12 protein-coding genes are annotated in these 22051 nt (G+C 44.3%); 3 read left to right on the forward strand and 9 right to left on the reverse strand.

The features are described 5' to 3' along the window. Window positions 1–22: 22 nt before the first annotated feature. The 4 genes from R3D00_02120 to R3D00_02135 all read right to left on the reverse strand — a co-directional run bounded on the left by R3D00_02120 (window position 23) and on the right by R3D00_02135 (window position 5714). Entirely contained in the window at window positions 23–1066 is a 1044-nt protein-coding gene (locus R3D00_02120; protein ID MEZ4771948.1) for a cytochrome c peroxidase, read from the reverse strand. Beyond that, window positions 1063–1749 carry an MbnP family protein gene (locus R3D00_02125; protein ID MEZ4771949.1) on the reverse strand — a complete coding sequence of 229 codons (687 nt, stop codon included), beginning with the start codon at window positions 1747–1749 and terminating at the stop codon, window positions 1063–1065. The genes R3D00_02120 and R3D00_02125 overlap by 4 nt, the downstream gene beginning before the upstream one ends. A gap of 74 nt (window positions 1750–1823) precedes the next feature. Then, window positions 1824–2273: a response regulator gene (locus R3D00_02130; GenBank protein MEZ4771950.1), complete on the reverse strand. Its 450-nt coding sequence runs from the start codon at window positions 2271–2273 to the stop codon at window positions 1824–1826. Between the two features lie 12 nt (window positions 2274–2285). Further along, complete coding sequence (locus R3D00_02135; GenBank protein ID MEZ4771951.1) at window positions 2286–5714, reverse strand: chemotaxis protein CheB; 3429 nt, start codon at window positions 5712–5714, stop codon at window positions 2286–2288. Between the two features lie 208 nt (window positions 5715–5922). On the opposite strand from R3D00_02135, the gene R3D00_02140 reads away from it, so the two are divergent. Both R3D00_02140 and R3D00_02145 read left to right on the forward strand, forming a co-directional pair. Beyond that, entirely contained in the window at window positions 5923–7755 is a 1833-nt protein-coding gene (locus R3D00_02140; GenBank protein ID MEZ4771952.1) for a PDZ domain-containing protein, read from the forward strand. A gap of 159 nt (window positions 7756–7914) precedes the next feature. Then, window positions 7915–8391 carry a hypothetical protein gene (locus tag R3D00_02145; protein ID MEZ4771953.1) on the forward strand — a complete coding sequence of 159 codons (477 nt, stop codon included), beginning with the start codon at window positions 7915–7917 and terminating at the stop codon, window positions 8389–8391. 88 nt (window positions 8392–8479) lie between these two features. Here R3D00_02145 and R3D00_02150 read toward each other — a convergent pair whose 3' ends face one another. Beyond that, the gene (locus R3D00_02150) at window positions 8480–9607 is read right to left on the reverse strand and encodes an acyltransferase (protein MEZ4771954.1); all 1128 of its coding nucleotides are present in this window, start codon (window positions 9605–9607) and stop codon (window positions 8480–8482) included. 128 nt (window positions 9608–9735) lie between these two features. On the opposite strand from R3D00_02150, the gene R3D00_02155 reads away from it, so the two are divergent. Further along, the gene (locus R3D00_02155; protein MEZ4771955.1) at window positions 9736–12471 is read left to right on the forward strand and encodes an SNF2-related protein; all 2736 of its coding nucleotides are present in this window, start codon (window positions 9736–9738) and stop codon (window positions 12469–12471) included. Between the two features lie 521 nt (window positions 12472–12992). Here the strand turns inward: R3D00_02155 and R3D00_02160 are convergent. The 4 genes from R3D00_02160 to R3D00_02175 all read right to left on the reverse strand — a co-directional run bounded on the left by R3D00_02160 (window position 12993) and on the right by R3D00_02175 (window position 21887). Next, window positions 12993–14774 carry an ATP-binding protein gene (locus R3D00_02160; protein MEZ4771956.1) on the reverse strand — a complete coding sequence of 594 codons (1782 nt, stop codon included), beginning with the start codon at window positions 14772–14774 and terminating at the stop codon, window positions 12993–12995. Window positions 14775–14904: 130 nt separating this feature from the next. Beyond that, window positions 14905–17976 carry a type I restriction endonuclease subunit R gene (locus R3D00_02165; GenBank protein ID MEZ4771957.1) on the reverse strand — a complete coding sequence of 1024 codons (3072 nt, stop codon included), beginning with the start codon at window positions 17974–17976 and terminating at the stop codon, window positions 14905–14907. 117 nt (window positions 17977–18093) lie between these two features. Beyond that, window positions 18094–19434, reverse strand: coding sequence for a restriction endonuclease subunit S (locus R3D00_02170; GenBank protein MEZ4771958.1), 1341 nt, complete (start codon window positions 19432–19434; stop codon window positions 18094–18096). A gap of 104 nt (window positions 19435–19538) precedes the next feature. After that, the gene (locus R3D00_02175; protein MEZ4771959.1) at window positions 19539–21887 is read right to left on the reverse strand and encodes a class I SAM-dependent DNA methyltransferase; all 2349 of its coding nucleotides are present in this window, start codon (window positions 21885–21887) and stop codon (window positions 19539–19541) included. Between the last annotated feature and the right edge of the window lie 164 nt (window positions 21888–22051).

A 22051-nucleotide genomic window follows, 5' to 3' on the forward strand; every position in this document is an offset into this window, starting at 1 on the left:
TGATTATTTTCCCGTTTAGATGTCATGGCTTGGACAAACCTTCGCTAGGGAGTAAAATTTCTTTTGGAAACTGATGTGTGGGGTTAAATATAAAATTGGGGTCGTTGAGTGTAAGCAAAAACGCGATGATATCGGTTTTTTCGTCGGAAGTAAGGCGAATGGGTGTTTGAAGTTCATCTGCCAGCGTTTCACTTTCCTGTATTCCCCGGGTATAATGATTGATAACTTCGCTGAGTTTCCTAAACCGGCCATCGTGCATGTAGGGATAAGTATAACTCAGGTTCCGGAGGGAAGGGATTTTAAATTTCAGACTATCGGCGGATAGATGGGTGATCTGCCATTTTCCGAAATCATTTAATGTCGTGTCCACCGGAAGGCCATTATTGGCAAAATCAAAGTTTGAAAATAGCGGCTCATGGTGGCAGGAATTGCAATTTTTCTGAAACAGGGTATATCCATTTTCTTCCTGTGGGGTGAAATTTGTTTTTCCTTTTTTCACCTCATCGTACTTCGACCCGGCAGAAACCAGCGTCAGTTGAAATTGCGCGAGCGCTTTGAGTATATGTTCGCCCGTAATCAGGCTGTCTTGAAATGCCCGGTAAAACATCGCGGGGTACCGGTCTGTGTGCTGAAGTTTGCTGACCAGATGGGCGATATTTTCACCCATTTCTTTGGGGTGACTGATCGGGGCGAGGGCCTGCATATCGAGGTGATTGATGGCACCATCCCACATAAAAGATTTGTGCCAGGCAAGATTAAATAGTGGCGGTGCATTTCGGGTGCCGATCTGGTCATCGATGCCGTGACTCAGGTCGTGGTCGGTATGGGCAAATCCATTGTAAGGCGAATGACAGGAAGCGCAGGAGATCGTGCCGTCTCCCGATAAGAGCGGATCGTAGAATAACACTCTGCCCAGTTCGGTTTTCTCTGCCGAAAGCGGATTGTTACGGAAATCGTAAGCAGGCGCAGGAAAGTAGCCGGGGTATTGGAGTTGATACCAGGTTTTGGCGGCAAAAGCCAGACAAAGCAGGGTAGGGAGGAGCAGGAAAAAGAGGCGGGTTTTCATTTTGCGACGGAGAAAAGGGATGCGAATAGTTGTGCGAGAGAAACGGCCTGGTTGCCCGGACTCATGACCTGATAGGTTTCTGCGATATTTATCTGTGAGAAAAATGAATCAATGGAAACCTTGATGACCAGATCCCCGGAGACGGGCGCAGGCAAATCGACGATTTGGCAGGAAGGGAAAGGCGCCTCATATCCGCCGATATGAAACATGAAATAATGATTTCTCGCCGGGCATACATTGCTCACACCTTCCAGTTTTAGGTTGATATACCCACTTTGCCAGGTCCAGTACATGCCATTGGTTGGATCGAGGTCGCCGCCGAATGCGCCGGAGACATTGGTGAGACTGTCTGTGCCGAGGGTAAACACTATCCGGTTGAATTTTCCGGAAGCACCCTTTGGCAGGGCAAAGTGTAGTGATTCGGGATTTTCTGCATCGATGAGTATGTGTTGTTTCTCAAGCGAAGCAACTTGTTTGTTATCCTGAAAAAACTGAATGTGTGAGATATAAAATTTTACAACTTCCAGCCTTATACTATCACCTGTTGCGGGCGAATAGAAGTTTTTTCCGATTTCGACAGGCTGGCCGTTGAAAGTAAGGTTAAATCGAATGTTTCCATTTTTTGGCTGTGCATGGAGGTAAATGGAGAGAAGCAGAGAGGCGGTAAAAAGAAAAAATTTCATCCCGATAAGGTTATGGTTTCGAACATCTTTTAGACGTCGTAGATACAAAAAACCTTCGGTGCGTACACTTTTTCTTACATTCTTATTACATAATCCCTCATGTTGTAAGATGTATGATGAGATGGGTCTGTGGTAGAGATAGCTTTTTCCAATGTTTTTTTTAGGGAATGGAAATCATTGGGCTTGACAACATATCTGTTTGCCCCCAGTCGAAATGTTTCTTCAAAGTCTATTTTATAGGATGAGGTAGAGTAAATGACAATCGCAATGGTATCAAATTTTTTAATGTTTCTTATTTCTGTCAGACATTCTATCCCACTTTTCCCCGGCATATTCAGGTCAAGAAAAATAAAATGAGGCATAACAGCATCTTTTTTTTGGAGATACTCCATTAATTCTTCCCCACTATCAAGTATTTGAATGACAGTATTTATTTGTAATTCGCTTATAGCTTCTTTAAAAAGAAGCTGGTCTCCTTTGTCATCGTCAGCAAGAAGGATCTTTAGACGTCGGTTAGTTTTTATATTAAATGATGGTTAGCTTGTTGGAATAAAAATATCAAACGTTGCTCCTATGTTTAGCTTACCTGTGGCAGTTATAACTCCATTGTGGTTTTCCACAATTTTTTTCACTATGGCAAGGCCAATGCCTGTACCAGCATATTGTTCTTTGTTGTGAAGTTTTTGAAATACTTCGAAGATCTTTTCGCTGAATTCTTTTTTAAAACCGATGCCATTGTCTGAAATGGAGATATGGCAGTAGGTTTTCTCAGTGAAAAGTTTCACGTTTTTTACTTTACCACCTTTAACTATTCTGCTATTGATGATGATGTGTGGGGGAAGGTCGGGTTTTGAAAATTTGAGTGCATTGCCGACGATATTATGCATGATCTGGCGGAACTGAAATCCAATGATGTTTAACGTATCGAGTTTGCCGACTTCAAAAGTTGCTTGTTTTTCTTCAATGATATCTTTGAATGTGGCTTTTACTTCTTCAATGATGAGGTTAAGGTCCGTGATTTCAAATTTTCTTTCAGAGATGTTCAGCCTGGAAAAGGAGAGTAAATCTTCTATAAGTGTTTGCATTTGGCTGGCGGCATCCTGTACAAACTGAAAATAGATTTTTCCATGATCGGATAAGTTTTGGCTTTCTTTTTCAAGTATTCTGCCTGTGAAGGTTTGGATTTTCCGCAGCGGTTCTTTCATGTCATGACTGGAAACATAGGCAAATGCCTCCAGCTCTTTGTTCATTTTTACCAGATCTACATTCTTGGCCAGGAGCGCTTCATTGGCATCCCGCAATTCTAGCGTTCGTTGTCGTATTTTATCTTCCAGCTCTTTGGTATGCACTTCCTGAAATTTGCTTTCTTTCAGTTGTTGTTGTTTCTTTTCGGTAATATCTTCGATTGAGAGTAAAATAAGGGTCTCGGAGTTGTGTTTGTTTACTACTTCACGGGCATTCAGCAGCATAACCATTGCGCCGATATTGGGGAACGTGTGCGATACTTCAAAATCATTAATAACTGATTTTTCGGGCAGAATTTTTTCAAGGAGGGTTCTCAATAGGGGGATATCCCATTGTTTGTTGCCCAGGTGATAAATCAGTACACCTTCGGTTTCCTGTCTGGTTACCCGAAAAGTTTTATAAAAAGAGGTATTCGCCGTTTTTATTCTCAGATTTTTATCCAGGACAAGGAGCGACTCGCGAATGTTTTCTACGATGGATTGGGCATAATTTTTCTCTGTATCTAATTGCCCATTTAATACGAGTATTTCCTGGTTGACAACTGTCAGCTCTTCATTGGTACTTTGCAGTTCTTCTTTACTGGTTTCCAGTTCTTCATTCAAGCTTTGCAATTCTTCGTTGCCACTCAGTAGCTCTTCATTGGCGCTTTGCAGTTCTTCGTTGACAGCTTCCTGGTCTTCGGTAATGCCGCGCATATCTTCACGTATTTGTGCAAGTTCCTGCTCCAATTGTCGTATGCGTGTTTCCTGAATATTTTTTTCTGATGTCCCCGCAGCTTTCTTTTTGATTTTCGGAGGTGTGCTTTTATCAGTTAATTCATAATCGTGAAACAGAATGAGATAATACGGGTCAAGTGTATTTTGCAGCGGTATGGCTTCAATGGAAATATTGTGTATCATGCCATGTACTTCTACAGGGATATTTTCTTTTTTAACCTGGGCATTCCCCTTTTTTACTTTATTTATAATATTTCGCAGTTCAAAAGATAATCCCTTTTTTGCCATCACCAGAAGGTTATGACTGGGTTTGCCTGATGCCTGTTCTAAATAATTGCTGGTGCTGCCACGAAACTGTACAATATCAAGTCCTTCATTGACGACCACACCTGGCGGTGTGTATTTGCTAAGTATAATGTCGTCAGCCATTTTTTGAAAGTCGGAACGCATAGTTTCTTTTTTTTGCACGAGTGGCAGGTTGCTAATATTATGCTCAGTTTTTGTACTTAATACCTGCATAAACTTACCCGGCACATCTTTTCGGATATATATCTTGTCATTTTTGACGGAAGGTGTAAATAGGTCGGGAACCCCGCTCGTCGTTTCTGATTTGCCCAGCAATAAAACTCCTCTGGGGTTTAGTGCATAGTGAAAAGTTGTCAGCACCTTTTTTTGCAAATAGGGCTCCATATAAATCAGAACATTGCGACAGCTGATTAAATTCATTTTTCCAAAAGGCGGGTCTTTCAGAAAATTGTGGTTGGCAAATACACACATGTCTCTGATCTTCTTGTTTATCAGGTATGTATTGTTTGTTTTTGTAAAAAAATTCTGAATACGTTGTGAAGTTAATCCGGCCAGTTCTATTTTGTCGTAAATACCGGCTCTTGCTTTTGATATAGCCGATTCGCTCAAATCTGTGGCAAATATTTGTACACTTCTTTCGGGGCGGTTGGAAGTATGTTTCTCCCAAAACTCCGCAAAACATATAGCAATAGAGTAGGCTTCTTCGCCAGTGCTGCATCCCGCTACCCATATCCGAATCGTCTCGTTGAGGGGTTGATTGTTTACGATAGTCGGAATAATGGTTTCAGATAGGTTATCAAAAGTTTTAGGGTCGCGGAAGAATGAGGTTACCTGAATCAGCAGGTCCTGGTATAAAATATCCTGCTCCTGCGGATTCTCTCTCAAATAGGTGAGGTATTCGGACGGCGATTTCGTTTTGGCAATAGCGATTCTGCGGAGTACTCTTCTGCGGATCGTAGTTTGTTTGTAATAGGTGAAATCTGTTCCCTTCCGAATGCGCAACACAGTATTAATCTGCCGGAAGGCTTCCTCGTTTTCTAATGGCAGTTTTTGTTCAACATCAAGCGGCGTGTTCAGGACGTTTGTTAATTCCAGTAATTTTTTCGGAATTTCATCGGGCCGAAGAATAAAGTCAACCACTCCTGCCTCTACGGCGCTATTAGGCATGCCATCAAAAGCTGCGGATTCTTCATCCTGTGCAATAGTGATTCCCCCATGATCTTTGATTGCCTTCAGGCCCAGTGTACCATCAGAGGCTGTCCCTGAGAGTACCACGCCAATTGCACGTGACTGATAGACCTCTGCCAGCGATGTGAAAAAGATGTCAATAGGAAGGTTCTGCTTGTATTTGGTTTTTGAAGGCCGGGGGGCGATTCTCAATACGCCATTGGATGCCACCAATATTTTGTTCCTTGGGATAACATAGATCGCATTTGGCTCTACCTTAATCTCATCTGTTATTTCCATAACAGGAACAAGCGTGACCTTTCGAAGGATATCCGTTAGTAAACTTTCATGTTCGGGATCCAGATGCTGCACAAGTACATATGCCATTCCGGAATCTTCGGGAATCGCCTGAAGGAACTGTTTGAATGCATCCAACCCACCTGCCGAGGCACCAATTCCTACAACCGGGAACAAGTTCTCCGATTTGGGTAAGTCTTGCGACTTATTTTTCTGGGGTGTGCCTGATTTCATGGAGCGATGGAATTAAGTTGCCAGCAAGCTTAACTAATATTTGTATTCTGTTCGCTCGTACGGGGAGAGGCAGAAAAGTATCTAAATCCTGAAAGAGTAATCTACATAGTAAAACCCAAGTTTACAACTTTCTTGCCCCTTATGTTCAGGCTATTTACCTTGCACGCGGTTTGGGCCATTTACCCATACTTTCATTATCTGCCTTACAATGAAATACCTTCTCTTTTGCTGGCTGGCCGGCTTTCAACTCCTACTTGCGCAGGAGCGCATCCACTACGACATTTCATTTCCCAACGCGGTACATCACGAAGCGGAAATATCTATCACCTACCGCGAAGTGCCTGCAGGGCCGCTGCAGGTGCGTATGAGTCTTTCTTCCCCGGGCCGGTATGCCATCCATCAGTTTGGGAAAAATGTGAGTAATGTGCGCGCCTGGGATAGTGAGGGAAAACCGCTGGAAATCGCACGTACAGAGCCGGAAATGTGGGAAGTGAAACGACACGGGGAACAGGTTCGCATAAGCTATACACTCTTTGCCGACTGGGTCGACGGAACCTATTCGGAGATTGATGAGTCCCATGCCCATCTCAATATGCCTGCTACTTTTATGTGGGTGAGGAATATGGAGAAAACACCCATCAGCATCACTTTTCATCTGCCGGATGCGTCTGGCTGGAAAATTGCCACGCAGCTCGTTTCTTTATCCATTCCCCATACTTATTCGGCCCGCGACCTCCAGTATTTTATGGACAGTCCGACCGAACTCAGCGACTATGCCATCCGTGAATGGAAGGTGAAAGATAAGACCGGTAAAAACGCCGGCTTTCGCCTTGTGGTGCATCATGGCGGGACTGATTCTGATCTGGAGGAGCTGCACGCCGCTACTCAAAAAACCGTGGAGGAAGTGATCGCCATATTCGGAGAAATGCCCGACTTCGACTATCATAATTACACCTTTTTGATAGACTACCTTGCGGGAAATGACGGTGACGGGATGGAGCACCGCAATTCGACCATTATCACTTCGGCAGTTTCTCCCGCCGGGCTCACAGGCGATTTGATAAGCACAGTTTCTCATGAGTTTATCCATGCGTGGAATGTGGAACGCATACGACCGCTGTCGCTGGAACCTTTTGATTTTGAACGCCCCAATATGAGCGCGGAGCTCTGGTTTGCCGAAGGGTTTACCAGCTATTTTGGTCCATTGGCATTGGCCAGGGCGGGTGTGTATGACCTTTCGACATTCGCCCAAAAGATCAATGGCTCCCTCAACTACGTGCTTAACAGTCCGGGGGCAAATATGGCATCACCCGTAGAGATGAGTCAAATGGCCCCGTTTACAGATGCCGCTACGGCGGTTGACCCCACGGCATTTTACAATACATTTACCTCCTATTATCCCTATGGCGCGGTTACCGGACTGGCACTGGATCTGGATATTCGCTCCAATTATCCCGGCCACACGCTCGACGAGCTTATGCAGGAAATGTGGCTGCGCTTTGGAAAAACGGAAAGGCCCTATACCAACCGCGACATCGTAGCAACCCTGGCAGAAGTGCTGAATGACAAAGAATTTGCCGAATCATTTTTCAACAAGTTTGTCTTTGGACACGAGCGGCCGGATTTCCCCGCTCTCCTGGCTTCCGCCGGACTGCGGCTTCGCAAGGCACATCCCGGTAAAACATCACTTGGGCCTGAAGGATTTGCATTTGAAGGGGGAATAGCAAAAATAGTCTATGGTACAATGAAAGACAGCCCACTCTATGAGGCCGGACTTGAGCGCGAAGATGTGATCCTGAGTCTCGATGGCCGCAAGCTTAAAAACAGAGCCGCACTGGAGAAGCTACTGGCGAAATATAAGCCCGGTGAGGTTGTATCAATCATCTATCAGAGAAAAGAAAAAATTCGCAGTGCTTCAATCACCCTCACAGAAGATCAGGAGTGGGAGATGGTGCCTTTTGAAGTTTCGGGTGAGGAAGTTACGTCCGAAATCCGCGCATTCCGGGAAAGCTGGCTGGGGGCGAAGGCTGTAAAACGATAACGTTGCGCGCTGCGCACTAATCCCATTCGTTGTATTACCAATTGCCCCTTTGTCAAAGAAGACAAAATTTAAAAACGCAGCCTAAAAAATCATCCGCATATTTTTTTGAGATTAGATATATAGTAACTTCGATCCAACTTTTCAACCAATACAAATACTATGAAATTAACCAGATTTTTTTCCACATTACTCCTCATTTCGTCGCTATCTATGATGATGACATTTACCACAAGTTGTGCTACTGAGGGATGTACAGATCCTAATTCTGACAACTATGATGTAGATGCCAAAAAGGATGATGGCTCATGTATTCCTTCAAGGGATAAGTTTATTGGCCAGTACACAGTTTCTGAGAGCTGTCCTTCCGGGAACTATACCTTTGAGATTAATATCGTAGCTTCTGCTTCTGCGGATAATGCAATTATCATTAACAACCTGGGAGATCTGGGCGCAGCTGTGAACGCAACTGTCAGCCAATCTTCGGTTACCATTCCGAATCAGAACATTACTGCATCAGGATTTGCGGTATCGGTCAATGGTAGCGGTTCTATTAATGGCAATTTGCTGATCATCAATTATTCCTACAACTTCTCCGGTGGAGGAGAGACTTGCAGTATGAACAGCACCAAACGCTAATTCTTTGCAAAAAAATAACCAGGGCCATACAGGACCGGGGTGTTAAAGCGCTGAAAAAAGGCTTCACCTCTGGCTTGTATGGCCTTTTTTATTTCTTCAAAAAACGGCTGCTGATCCAGCTTCTCAGCGGAACATCATATAGCTTCAGGCTGGCGTAGGCAAGAACTATGGAAGAGAGCAAAACAACTACCGCAACCGGCATTGCATCAGGTATAGAAACCTTTCCCTCATACACCCAGGCTGTGTAGGTGTATATCAACGGGTAGTGGGTGATGTATATCGGATAGGAAATATCTCCCAAAAACCGGCATAATCTGGTCGCAAACTTTCCCTTCACCTCTCCGCTTGCGCCCACATATACTATCAGCGGAAAAAGCAAGATGATGCTCAGCGAATCGTAAAGCCCGTTCATCCACAGATGTTCGCTCCCACCGATTCGGGGTATGGTCAGCACAGCGACAACCAACACACTGCTCAGGAGAAAGGCATATCTGATGTTTGATAATGTCGCCACACGAAATAAAAACATTCCCGCCAGAAATGGATACAACATCCTTATAAAACCGATACGGAGTTGGGTTGGCTCCAGTGCCCAGCCACCTACGACATCCCCGTTGGGACCGGCGACGGCAAGATGTATCAACATCGCACCGGCGATAAAAACCAGCACAGCCAGCACTTTATTGGAAAGTCTCCGGAGAAAAAATGCATAGAGAATATTGGCGATGTACTCAAAGAAAAGCGACCAGGCAGGGCCGTCGAGCGGGTGCATTTCTGCCCAGCCTCTGATGTCCATGGATATGGGGAGCGGCAACAGGGTAAAACCCAATAACATGACGAGCAGCATATTCCATACGGGCACTTCGCTGATTCGCGGCCAGAGGCTGCCTGCCTGAAAATAAAACGCAACTGCCCCTACCACCATACCCAGAATAATCATCGGATGCAGTCTGATGAGGCGGCGTATAAAGAAGTCTTTGATCGACATTTTACCCCATCGATCGTCATAGGCATAGGCAATCACAAAACCGGAAAGGAGGTAGAAAAAATCTACTGCCAGATAACCGTGGTTGATGATTTGATCGAGATGGCTGGTGGCATGCGCCTCCAGGAGATGGAAGATCACCACCATAATAGCGGCCACGCCGCGAAGCCCGTCCAATATTTCGTAGTGTTTTTTGGAATCGGGATAAGCAGAAAGCTGAGTTTTCTCCAAGGGCTGTTGTTTTATCACAGCAGGTAACTACCTGCGGCGGCAATGTCTCCAAAAATCGCCATTCTTACAATGGATTTTGTTCTCTCAGCTAGTTTCTTTTCCTTCGTGATTGCAAAAAACAACGCTATATGGGAATCTTCTTTCCAGACCAACGATGGACCAGTGAGGGAGAGCCCGAACTCGGTGTAGGGGTGGTCTCCAAAATAACCAAAGGCCGGGTAGAAATTTATTTTCCGGCTGCCGATGCGACCAGGCTGTATTCCGAAGAAACCGCCCCCCTTCGCAGGGTGATTTTTAAACCCGGAGATACCGTTGTGGATACCCATAAGCGCCCGCTGCTGATTGAAAGAGTAAAGCAGGATGGAAACCTGCTCATCTATATCGGATCGGGGCGGAACTTGTCTGAAGCTGACCTTGGCGATGTTTCTGTCAAACACGGCGTAGATGATCGCCTTTTTATGGGGGATGTGGATACTCCCGCATTGTTTGCCCTTCGCAGAAGAACCCTTCAATACGATCATAACCGGAGAATCTCGCCTGTCAGCGGATTTGTCGGTGGCCGTATCGATCTTATTCCCCACCAGCTTTACATCGCCCACCAGGTAAGTACACGTTATGCGCCTCGCGTCCTGTTGTCGGACGAGGTGGGGCTTGGGAAAACCATAGAGGCCTGCCTCATTCTCCACCGGCTGCTCCTGAGCGGGCGAATTTCACGGGTATTGATTCTCGTTCCCGAGTCGCTGGTTCACCAGTGGTTTATCGAAATCCTCCGCCGGTTTAATCTGTGGTTTCACATCTTCGATGAGGCCCGTTGTGCTTCCGTTGAAGCTGGTGCACCAGATGGAAATCCATTCCTGGCCAATCAGCTCATCATTTGCAGTACAGTATTTTTGGCTGGTTCGGACCTTCGGGCACGGCAGGCGCTGGCAGCCAACTGGGACATGCTCATCGTAGACGAAGCTCATCACCTCGAATGGTCGGTGGAAAAAACAAGTCCGGAATACGACGTGGTGGATCAGTTGAGCAAAGTGGCAAAAGTATTATTGCTCCTGACTGCAACCCCCGAACAACTGGGGCTGGAAAGTCATTTTGCCCGGCTGAGATTGCTCGACCCTGACAGATACCCCGACTTTGAGACTTTTAAAAATGAGGCTCTGGACCATAAAAAGATCGCAGATATTGTCGAAGGGCTTTCTGCCGGAAAACAACTTCCCGCCCCGGATAAAAAACTCCTGGAATCCCTTGTTGGAAAAGAACGGATGGCATCTGCCCTTGAGGGCGACGATTTTTCCCGGAATAACCTCATTGAAGATTTGCTCGACCAGCACGGACCAGGCCGTGTGATATTTCGCAATACCCGATCGGCGATGCAGGGTTTTCCCAGGCGGAAGGCCCGGCTGATTCCGCTTCCGGCTGCGGATACAGATGAACCCAAAGTTGACTGGCTGATCCGGGAAATGGAAACGCTCGACCCTGCGAAAGTGCTGCTCATTTGCAAGAGTAAGGAGAAGGTCCTCGAATTGGAGGAAGCACTGCGCAAACGCGCCAGCCTGAAGGTCGGTGTTTTTCACGAAGAACTCACCATTGTACAACGCGACAGGAATGCAGCCTGGTTTTCCGAGTCAAACGGTGCTCGATTGCTCCTTTGCTCCGAAATCGGGAGTGAGGGGCGGAACTTCCAGTTTGCGCACCACCTCGTGCTGTTTGATTTGCCTGCCCATCCGGAGTTGCTGGAGCAGCGGATCGGGCGACTTGACCGCATTGGGCAGTCTGAAGATATAGAGATACACGTTCCTTACCTCACGGGAAGTCCGGAGGAAGTACTGGTCAGGTGGTACCACGAAGGACTGAATGCCTTTGAAAAAAATCTGGAGGGAGGAAACCAAATTGTGCAGGTATTTGGCGAACGGCTGCAAAATATCTCCCAATCCCTCTCATCGCCCGATGCCGGCGCGCAACTCGAAACCCTGATCGCCGACACGGCGGTTTTCCATCAGTCGCTCATCGCCACTTTGGCAAACGGAAGAGACCGGCTGCTGGAGATGAATTCCTTTCGTCCGAAAGCCGCCGAAAAGCTCGTGGAACAGATTCGGGCAGAAGATCAGGATATGAGTCTGGAGACCTATATGACTGAGGTTTTCGAGCATTTTAGCGTCGAAATGGAAGACCTGGCGGCGCGGACCTATCTGTTGCACCCATCACAGGCAGATGCTGAGGCATTTCCGTCGATTCCGGAGGAAGGCATTTCGATCACCTTTGACCGGAAACGCGCCCTGGCCCGGGAAGAGGTAAGTTTTCTCAGCTGGGATCATCCGATGGTAACGGGAGCGATAGACATGGTATTAGGTTCGGGAACCGGGAGTGCCAGTTATGGGATTCTTCGGGGAAAAGGAGGAAGGGCCTTTCTGTTGGAAGCAATGTTTGTATTGGAAACCATGGGCGGACAAAACCTTCATGTGGACCGGTTTTTACCCCATACCCCGCTGAGAGTTGTGGTAGATCATGACGGCGAAGACGTAACCGACGAATATCCGGTTGAGTTATTTGATCAGCAGCTGATCGCCAGTCCGATGGACGACTTGCTCGACAATGACACCATAATGGAGACCATACTTCCGAATATGATCACCGTCGCCGCAGAGTTGGCGGAAGCACTGGCTGCGGAGGAAATCACACGAGGGCTACAAAGAATGCGCGCCACCCTCAACCACGAAATCGGGCGGCTTAAGACCCTCCAGCAAAAAAACAAACACATCCGCCCCGAAGAAATCCAGATTGCCACCGAGGAGCAGGCAAGCCTGACTGCCCTCATCAGCAATGCACGCATCAGGCTTGACGGGCTGCAGGTGGTGAGGAGGGGGTGATGTAGCGCTTAATGCCAAAGCCGCAAACCAAAATTCTGGGGTATCGGGAGTTTGGCTATTGGCTGTTAGATGTTGGCTATTGGAGTTTTTTGTACTTACGCGCGCTGCGGCGCAACTCCTGAAAAAAGGGAAAAATGGGCCTCTTGGCTACAAATCGAAGATGCCTCAGGTACATTCGACTCCTCCGGAGTCCCGGCCTAGCCAGAAAAGTGCCTAGAATGCCCTAAGTGCAGGGTTTTGCCGACAGGCAAGACCTCGGAGAGGTCAAATGTTTGTAGCCTCGATGGCCGCCCCTCTGGTTTGCCCAAGGTTTTGCGCCGTAACGCGCTGCCCGGTTTCTCCAACGGAGAAACGTTTTTCGCACTCATGAGTAATACTGCATCTTCGGAGAAACTACACACCAATTGCGCCGACATTTTGATTTGTGTCCTAATGCCAACGCCTGTAAATTGGGGTTCTTCGGGTTTAACTTATTTGGGTTAGGATGTTGTTGTTCGCAAGCCTAGCTTTACTGAGCTAATTTATTTTAATGATTTCCCCTTTTCAATTGCTGATAAAACATTTGCCATTTCAGGGTCGATTTCTTCAACCTTAAAATTATTTCCAATTTCTGTTATGTTAGTATTTACTTTATATTCAGAACTCAACCACTTATTTAGTTCTTTTAAAACCTTTTTACCTGGTACAACACTTAATGGGGCCGACCACTTTTTCTCAACAATTTTTCTCGCAAGAACGTTAATATTCTTTGTTTCATAGTTAAGATACTTATCATCGATAAAATCATGAATTTTATTCTGTCTTCGATAAAATTTGCCTACTTCTGAGGCAAAATTGTCTTCAATTTCCTGCTTCATATTTTCAGCAATTTCATTCAGTTTACTTTCTAGGATCTCTCGAGTAATTAAAATCGAATCATTCTTCTTTCTTAAAGCCCTAAGAATGACAGAAGGAACTAAAAAATAATTTTCGATTTCCTTTTTTTCCCAAATATGTATTTCAATACCCTTTTTTCCTGCTTCTTCATATCTATTTTCGATATCTGGTTTAATGTGGTAATCTGAATCAAAGATGCAGAAAACTTTGATCGTCTCATCAGCGGCATTTTTTAGGACCATTTTCGAGCCGATAGCGTAAGGCCAACCTCCCCATCCTCCGATATCCATGTTGGGAATGTTATCCAAAGGTTCCTCAGACTTTGGGAATAATTTGTTTTGGAATTTTTTAAGGAGATTTATGTCATCTCCCTCAACCATCAGCATTTTTTTTGCTGACCAAAGGCGGGCTAGTTCTAAGTTATGAATTGATCCAATATCATTGTATATAACTTTTTGGATTGTAGGGAAATCTGAAGCCAAAAATGACTTTTCCTTTCTTCTGTCAATTACCAAAATATTGTGGTAATCAACTTCTGACATAATTTCTATTGAATGAGTCGCTGTAATGACCTGATAAAAGTTCCCTTTCAAAATTCTGATTAATTTCCTTTGAAGATCAGCGTGCATATAAACATCTGGTTCATCAAGCACTATTGTTGAAGTCTGTGGGGTCCTCGCAAGAAACCAGATTGTTTGCAGCCACATTTGTAGCCCATGACCCATTCTTCCCACTTCAGTTGAAAAGCCACCTTCCTGAACTATTAATTCAGGGTTTACCTCATTAAATGATTTCACACCTTTTATGAAATTTACGATTCTTAATGAAGGCCATGATGATTCTGCGAGAGCCTGAAAGAGATTAAAATATTCATTTAGATAGCTTAATTGATTTCTAAAATGCCTTGAAGCTAAGCTTGAGAACAAGTTGGCATTAACATAATCTTTATCCAACGGCTTTTCTGCTATCTGTAGAGGGGATATCTGTGGGAGGATGTTGATTTTATGAATTTGAGTTTCCTTAGCCAATATTGAAGAATTCACAGGTTTGCCATTAGAATCAATTATTTGACAAAAAAGCTCTCCATCAATATTGATAAAGATTTTTATTTGAGAACTATCCTTAAAAAAAGCGTTAATAATGGCAGGAGGGTCTCCATATTGATTAATGATTTGATCAAAAGAGAACTCTAGTCTTCCTATAGATGGTCTAATGCCTTTTTCTATTTTGCCAAGCCCAGTCCAAGGAGGAGCTGATTTATAAACTGCATTTTTATATTTATCAGTTACAATTGAAACCAGTCTTAATGCTTCAATCAATGTTGATTTTCCTGCATTGTTTTTCCCTACGATTACTGTTGTATCGGAAAATTCAATTTCATGGATTTCATAGCATCGATAATTTGAAAGATAAAGCTTTGTAAGCATTTCTGTTTGTATTTTTTATCATTTTAGCACAGCATCCATCAGCAATATTGCGTATCCCATTCCTTTAGAGTCCACCAATCCCCCCCCCAAAAAAAAAAACCCCAATCTTCCAACACCATGATAGATTATCCTATCTCCCTAAATTCGGAATATCAATCATGCGCTTCATCAATTCAATCATGCCTATTTTATACGCTTCGTCAGTTACCCACTTTTTGTATTCTTCGACATTGGCTTTTCTTTTTGCCAAAAACACTTCGTCCATGATTTTTTTCAAAGCTATCTCGCTGTTCTGCATGTCCGAATTATTTTTCACTTTTGATTCATAATCCTTATGCTGGGTTACATTTCTGAAAAAAGAGATTGTCCTGATTCGCGACTCTTCAGGGGTTTCATCCCAGCCTGAGTAAAACCTTTCATTAAATGTCCTGATAATTTCATCCAACGGATCAACTTCTTCCCCGCCGCCATGCGCACCTCTGGGGTTGGGATTTTGGGGCTCTAATTCTGTTTCTGAATCATCTAACGCAATCGAATGGTTGAGTTTGGTGCGTTCCAATCCGTAAGTGGATAGATCCACCGATTCCAATAATTCGTCAATCAATTCATCTTCTTTCGTTTTAACAACCAGTTTTGGAATAAGGAATTTTAAAAACCAGAATAGTTTTTCCCATTCTATTTTTTCATACTTCATGATAGATGCCATTTGACCATAGATTTTTACAAATTGTTTGGCCTTAATCTTAAAGTCTGCTTTTTCATCATCTTCCAGATTTAACTCATGGTTGAATCTGTTGGCTGCAACATCAATAAGAGGACTCAATAATTGCGCATCTACTCCTTCAAAGTACTTTTCTACGAAGGTTTCTACTTCAGTCCATTCGTAAACGCCCACGTCATCCAGTATTCCTTTCAGTTCATGCAATACATTGATGTCTGTTTCCCGGCTAAGGGTGGTTGATGTATAGAATGGGTCAAAGGAAGCTTTTATGTCTTCTACTTGATTAAAGAAGTCCAAAACGAACAGGTCTTCTGTTTTCTTACCCAGTTTATCGGCTGCGCGGTTCAACCGGCTCAATGCCTGCACCGCCAATACGCCTTGCAGTTTTTTGTCCACATACATGGTGCAAAGTTTGGGCTGGTCAAACCCGGTCAGGTATTTGTTTGCCACCACCAATAAACGGTAATCGTCTGAATCAAATTTGTCTCTGGTGTCTTTTTCTGCGAAACCGTTTAAATCTCCTTCGGTGTATTCCACGCCATCGACCGCCTTTTTGCCTGAAAATGCAATGGCGATTTTAAACGGATTGCCTTTATCCTTTAAAATGTTTTTGATCGCCAAATAGTAGCGAATGGCCGACTCGATGTTTTGTGTCACCACCATGCCTTTGGCTAAGCCTTTGAGTTTTTTGGTGTTGTACACATTGCGGATAAAATGCTCCATCATGATCTCAGCTTTGGTGGCAATGGTGCGTTTATCCCGCTCGACATAAGCCCGCAATTTTTTCTGCGCTTTTCTGGTGTCAAAAAGCGGATTGTCTTCTATGGACTTTTCTATTTCATAATAGCTTTTGTAGGTGGTGTAGTTGGCCAGTACATCCAGAATAAAACCTTCTTCAATGGCCTGCTTCATGGAGTAGAGATGGAAAGGTTTGAAAGAACCATCTTCCTGTTTAATGCCAAAACGCTCCAGGGTAGCATTTTTGGGTGTGGCTGTAAATGCCAGGTATGAGGCATTGCCCTTCATTTTTCGGGCTTTCATGGCTTTCAGAATTTTGTCTTGTGCATCTTCTTCCTCTTCTTCATTTGCGCTCGTACCCATGGCCTTATTCATATTGTCTGAAGCTGATCCGCTTTGCGAACTGTGGGCTTCATCAATAATTACGGCAAATCGCTTATCACTTAAATCGGCAATGCCGTCTACAATAAAAGGAAACTTTTGAATGGTGGTAATGATGATCTTCTTTTGCTGCTCCAGGCTGTCTTTTAATTCTTTGGAGGAAAAAGCCGGGGCGACAATATTCTTGACTTCTGAAAATTCCTTAATGTTCTCGCGTAGTTGTTTGTCCAGCAATCTTCTATCTGTTACCACAATTACCGAATCAAACAACGGATGCTGAATGCCTTTGGAACCGGGAAGATCTTCGCTTTCGGGATAGGTTTCTATGAGTTGATAGGCCGCCCAGGTAATAGAGTTGGATTTGCCCGAACCGGCAGAGTGCTGAATCAAATAGGTATGTCCTACTCCTTTTTGCGAAGCATGGCTCAATATTTTACGCACCACATCTATTTGGTGGTAACGTGGGAAAAATAAGGTGCGCTTGTTTAAGACATCTGTGGGTTTGCCGTCAAACCGCACAAAGTGCTGGATGATATTTGTCAGGCTTTTACGGCTGAATACTTCTCTCCAAAGATAATCTGTCTTATGACCAAAAGGGTTGGGCGGATTGCCTTTGCCCTTGTTGTGTCCTTTGTTGAATGGCAGGAAGAAGGAGTTGGCACCCGTCAGTTTTGTGCACATATATACCTCATCGGTATCTACGGCAAAATGCACAATACAGCGCCCAAAATTGAGCAGTGGTTGCTGTATATTCCGGTCTTTTTGGTATTGTTTTATGCCATGTGCCCTGGCAGTTTGCCCTGTCCATGGGTTTTTGAGTTCGAGCGTAACGATGGCCAACCCATTGACAAATACCACCATGTCGATGCTTTCGCGGGTATTTTCCTGGTTGTAGCGAACCTGACGGGTGACGCTGAACTCGTTTTTCTCAAAATTGTCTTTTACCGTCTGGCTGCTGCTGGCCATGGGCAATTGGTAGAGCATGGTAAAATGGGCATCTTCGACTTCCAGTCCTTTGCGGAGGACACGGAGCACACCGTATTTTTTGACCATGCGGTCATAACGTTCCAGAATTTTGAGTTTCCAGTCGGATGATCGCTTGAGTTTTTCGAGTTCTTCTGCTTGAGTCGTTTCAAGAAAATGCCAGAAGCGCGTTTCGTCTATGGCGTATTTGGGATTGAAGTCATTGGGATTGCCGATGTAATACCCGTTGCCCGAGCGGTAAGGTGCGACAGGCTCACCCATCACCAGGGTTTCCGGCATGGTCTTTCCAGCGGATTGTATTTCTTCCAGGCAAGTGCCGGTTAAGGCTTTTTCTATGGCAGCTTCGAGCGCGGCTTCATTGGTTTTGCTAACACTCATTGTCTGGATTTTGATGTATTTGATTTAGAGATTGCACTGATTTTTCTGTTTTATCGTATCCTTTGCGGAATCAAAAAAATCATTTAATTGCAAAAATCATAGGGGTGCATACAAAAATCATAGTTCAGACACTTTTATTTTCCCCGTCACCGCACTATCGATCAGCGTGGCTTTGTATTCCTTGAGTTTTTCGATCTGGGTCTGCTGGAGGGTGATGGCCTGGTCGATTTTGGTGGATTGGGTTTCGATGTGGGCGACGATGGCGTGTTGGGTAAGTAAAGGGGGAAGTGCAATGGGGAAGTTTCCAAGTTTTGTACTGTTGGTAGAAGCTAAATTGGTGGTCTTATTTGCTGTATGAGTGAAATACTTCCTCCCGTAATCAGCACCAAAAACAATAGAGATAAATTTTGTCGAAATACCAGGTGAAATCAACCGAACTGAGAATATATGGTTTTGGTGAATGCATGGATCTATTTCACTATTCCATATTGTACCTCTTCCAAGTTTGTCAATATCGCCTCCTTCCGTTACCAAAATATCTCCTAGTTTTAGTAAGTATCGAGGAATTTCAACTTCAGGAATTTCAACTTCCGAAATTTGGTTTAGGGAAAAGTATCCGTCTTGGACATTAGCAACCCTTAAATACGGGATTGATACTAATTTTTTCTTTCCATAAGATTTCCCAAGCGTTAAGCCCGATTGGATAAAGACGAAATTCTTCAACCTCTTCACCTCCCATCCCACCGGAATCTCCCCAATCCATTCCACGCCTGAGTCTTTGAGTTTTTCTTTGGGAGTCATTGACCATTGACCATTCACCATTGACCATTTCCCCGTTACGGCATTTTGGATGAGGATCTGTTTGCGTTCTTTGAGCAGGGCGATGAGTTTTTCTTTTTGGGTGATGGCCTGGTCTATTTTGGCGGTTTTGTCGTCGAGGAAGTTGGCGATGGCGGTTTGCTCGGGGAGGGGGGGGATAAAAGTTTTGAAACTAAAGAAATTGTCTTTCGATATTGTGTTTCTAAGCCCAGTATAAAGAGGTCTCAGTCTTTTATCAGAATCAAGATTCAAAAAAAAGTAATACAAATACCTTTTATCGAAATTTGGATTGACCTCCATTACAGTATATGCACCTGTAATCATACCATCATAATCAGACAGTCCAACACACCTTGGTGTTTCTTCAACGTCAAAAAGGCAAAAAATAAAATCTCCTATTTTAACTTCTTGGTAAGTATCAAACTCAGCTGGAAATTTCCCTCCGTCTTCTAAGACACGCTGAATGACACCCTTTAAAGTCAAAGACAATAAAACATAATCCGAAGACTTTTTGCCTACCTGATTTTTTTTTAGGTTAAAAACATACTTATTAGATAATAGTTGCCACCCCTCAGGAATCTCTCCGAGCCATTCTACGCCGGAGTCTTTATATCGATCATATTTTTTAAACTGCATCATCATTAACAATTGACCATTAACAATTAACCATTAAAAAAGCTATTCTACGCCGGAATCCTTGTAAGCCGGGTACCTCGAAAATTTCGCTGCCTTTGCTGTTTCCATTATGCCAGGTTTAAAATATCCATAATCAGTCCATCGCTTTCTTTGTCCAGCGCCAGGATTTCGGCGCTGACTTCCTCTATACTCCGCAGGGGCTTATGCTGGTAGAAGTATTTATTGAAGCTGATTTCATAACCGATTTTGGTTTTGTCGAGGTCGATCCAGGCTTCGGGCACGTGGGGTTTTACCTCGCGCAGGAAATAATCGTAGATGCTTTCTTCCAGCGGCACGCTTTCACTGTCGCGGAGGTCGGTTTGGTTTTCGTAAATGATGTATTCGTCCCTGTTTCCGCTGGGGTAGTATCCAAAGTCAGGCAATTGCGCCACCGTACAATCGAGGTGAAACAGGAGTTGGTCAAGTTTCTCACCACTGAGCTTTTGGGTTTTTTTGATCACCTTTTCAGCACTTTCATCATACCAGCTCACAGCTTGCAGGATGGCATTTTTTTCACTGGCAGAAAGTTTGGATTTACTCGCTTTGAGTTCATCATCCACCCATTTGGCAAACACATTAAAATCGCTGTATTCCTGGTTGCCAATGGTTTCCATCAGTTTTGTGGCAGTGTTTAATATTTCTTTTTGTTTTTTCCATGTAGCAGCAGACGTGAGGGTTTTGCGCTTTTTGGCGTTCAGATCGATGTCGTTTTTCTCGCACCATTCCAGGAGTGCTTTTTCAATAGACTTCAGGTCTGAATACACCTTTTCGCCAAAGGTTTCCCAGGCCCATTGCATCGGTTCTTTGAGTGTTTTATCGAATCGAAGATCCGCAATACGTTCGGCAGTAAACTGCGCTTTCAGTCTCGCCGGTCGGTCAATGGTTACTTTATAATAACCAAAATCACTGTTGTTAAATACTATGGCGGCCAGGCCGTCTTCGCCTTGCCGCTCAATTGTTTCAAAATTCAGATACGCATCCTGGATTTCTTTGATATGCTGTGGGCTCAATTCACAGTTTTTATTACCCAGGTTTTTGCGCAGTTTGGCAAAACGTTGGGAAGCATCAATGAGCAATACTTTGCCTTTACGCTTAGTTTCTTTATTGTTATGCAATAGCCAGATATACGTAGTAATACCTGTATTATAAAACAGGTTGTTGGGGAGCTGGATGATGCAGTCCAGCCAATCATTTTCAATGATGTATCTTCTGATATTGCTTTCCCCACCCCCGGCATCACCCGTAAACAGGCTGGAACCATTGTGTACCGAGGCAATACGCGAACCCAGTGGGCTTTGGTGGAGGGGCTTCATTTTATTGACCATCTCCATCAGGAAGAGCAATTGCCCGTCAGACGAACGAGGGGTAGCATCCGCTTCTTCTGCATTATCCCAATAATCTTTTAGGGTAACCACAAAACGAGGGTCAATGATGCTGTTGCCGTCTTTGATGTATTTTACTTCGCTGCTCCAGGACTTGCCATAGGGTGGATTGGAGAGCATGAAGTCGAAATTGTGACCGGAAAACTCATCGGTGGAAAGGGTAGAACCCACGCGGATATTTTCAGGGTTGTTGCCCTTAATCATCATATCCGATTTGCAAATGGCGTAGGTTTCGTCATTGATTTCCTTGCCGTATAAATACACATCACCCTTAGCACGGATTTCGCCTTCTTCGTCTTTGATGAAATTCTGCGATTCAGTCAGCATGCCACCCGAACCACAAGCTGGGTCGTAGATGGTCATCACCGGCGGCAATTGATCTTTGATCGGGTCAAACACAATATGGGTCATCAGATCAATTACTTCACGGGGCGTAAAGTGTTCTCCCGCTTCTTCGTTGTTTTCTTCGTTGAATTTTCGGATAAGCTCTTCAAAGACATACCCCATTCCGAGATTGGAAAGAGGGGGTTGTTTTCTTCCGTCGGGGTCTTCTTTTTCAAAAGGAGTGAGGTTGATGTGCGGAGAAGTGAATTTTTCAAGGACATCGAGAAGCACATCTTTTGAAGCCATGTGCCGGATCTGACTTTTGAGCTTAAATTTCTCAATAATTTCCTTCACGTTTTGGCTAAAGCCATTGAGATATTCTTCAAAGTTGGCCTGCAAAATTTGCTGGCTGTTGGTAGCAGTTTCACATAGTCTTTGCAAAGTCCATTCGCTGGTATTGTAAAATACATAGCCACTTGCATCGCGCAGGCCCGCTTCGTCCCATTCGGTAAAGCCCGCTTCATCACGTTGGAAAGCGAGTTCTTCCAAAACGGCTTCTTTGGTAGGTTCTAGCAAAGCATCTAATCTTCTCAAAACTACCATGGGCAGAATAACGTCTCTGTATTTCCCTCTTACATATACGTCTCTAAGACAATCGTCCGCTATGGACCAGATAAAGGATATGAGTCTATTGTGTACGGATTGGTTCATAGGTTGATTTTATATTACCCCTTCCCCGCAATCTCTTCAAAAAACATCAATTTTCCAGTTTTCTACACCACAATCTATTCAAAATCATTCGGAAACAACTCCTTCGTTCTTTTTTCCATCTCAGCGAACATCTGCCCAATCAGCGTCATCCGCGTGCTATTTCT

It is taken from the genome of Bacteroidia bacterium (assembly GCA_041391665.1).
In the GTDB taxonomy this organism is placed as follows: Bacteria; Bacteroidota; Bacteroidia; order J057; family J057; genus JAGQVA01.

Excerpts from the sequence above, each read along its gene's own strand:
- R3D00_02120 (MEZ4771948.1), bottom strand. The coding sequence starts at position 1,066 with ATGAAAACCCGCCTCTTTTTCCTGCTCCTCCCTACCCTGCTTTGTCTG.
- R3D00_02125 (MEZ4771949.1), bottom strand. The coding sequence starts at position 1,749 with ATGAAATTTTTTCTTTTTACCGCCTCTCTGCTTCTCTCCATTTACCTC.
- R3D00_02135 (MEZ4771951.1), bottom strand. The coding sequence starts at position 5,714 with ATGAAATCAGGCACACCCCAGAAAAATAAGTCGCAAGACTTACCCAAA.
- R3D00_02140 (MEZ4771952.1), top strand. The coding sequence starts at position 5,923 with ATGAAATACCTTCTCTTTTGCTGGCTGGCCGGCTTTCAACTCCTACTT.
- R3D00_02145 (MEZ4771953.1), top strand. The coding sequence starts at position 7,915 with ATGAAATTAACCAGATTTTTTTCCACATTACTCCTCATTTCGTCGCTA.
- R3D00_02155 (MEZ4771955.1), top strand. The coding sequence starts at position 9,736 with ATGGGAATCTTCTTTCCAGACCAACGATGGACCAGTGAGGGAGAGCCC.
- R3D00_02160 (MEZ4771956.1), bottom strand. The coding sequence starts at position 14,774 with ATGCTTACAAAGCTTTATCTTTCAAATTATCGATGCTATGAAATCCAT.
- R3D00_02165 (MEZ4771957.1), bottom strand. The coding sequence starts at position 17,976 with ATGAGTGTTAGCAAAACCAATGAAGCCGCGCTCGAAGCTGCCATAGAA.
- R3D00_02170 (MEZ4771958.1), bottom strand. The coding sequence starts at position 19,434 with ATGATGCAGTTTAAAAAATATGATCGATATAAAGACTCCGGCGTAGAA.
- R3D00_02175 (MEZ4771959.1), bottom strand. The coding sequence starts at position 21,887 with ATGAACCAATCCGTACACAATAGACTCATATCCTTTATCTGGTCCATA.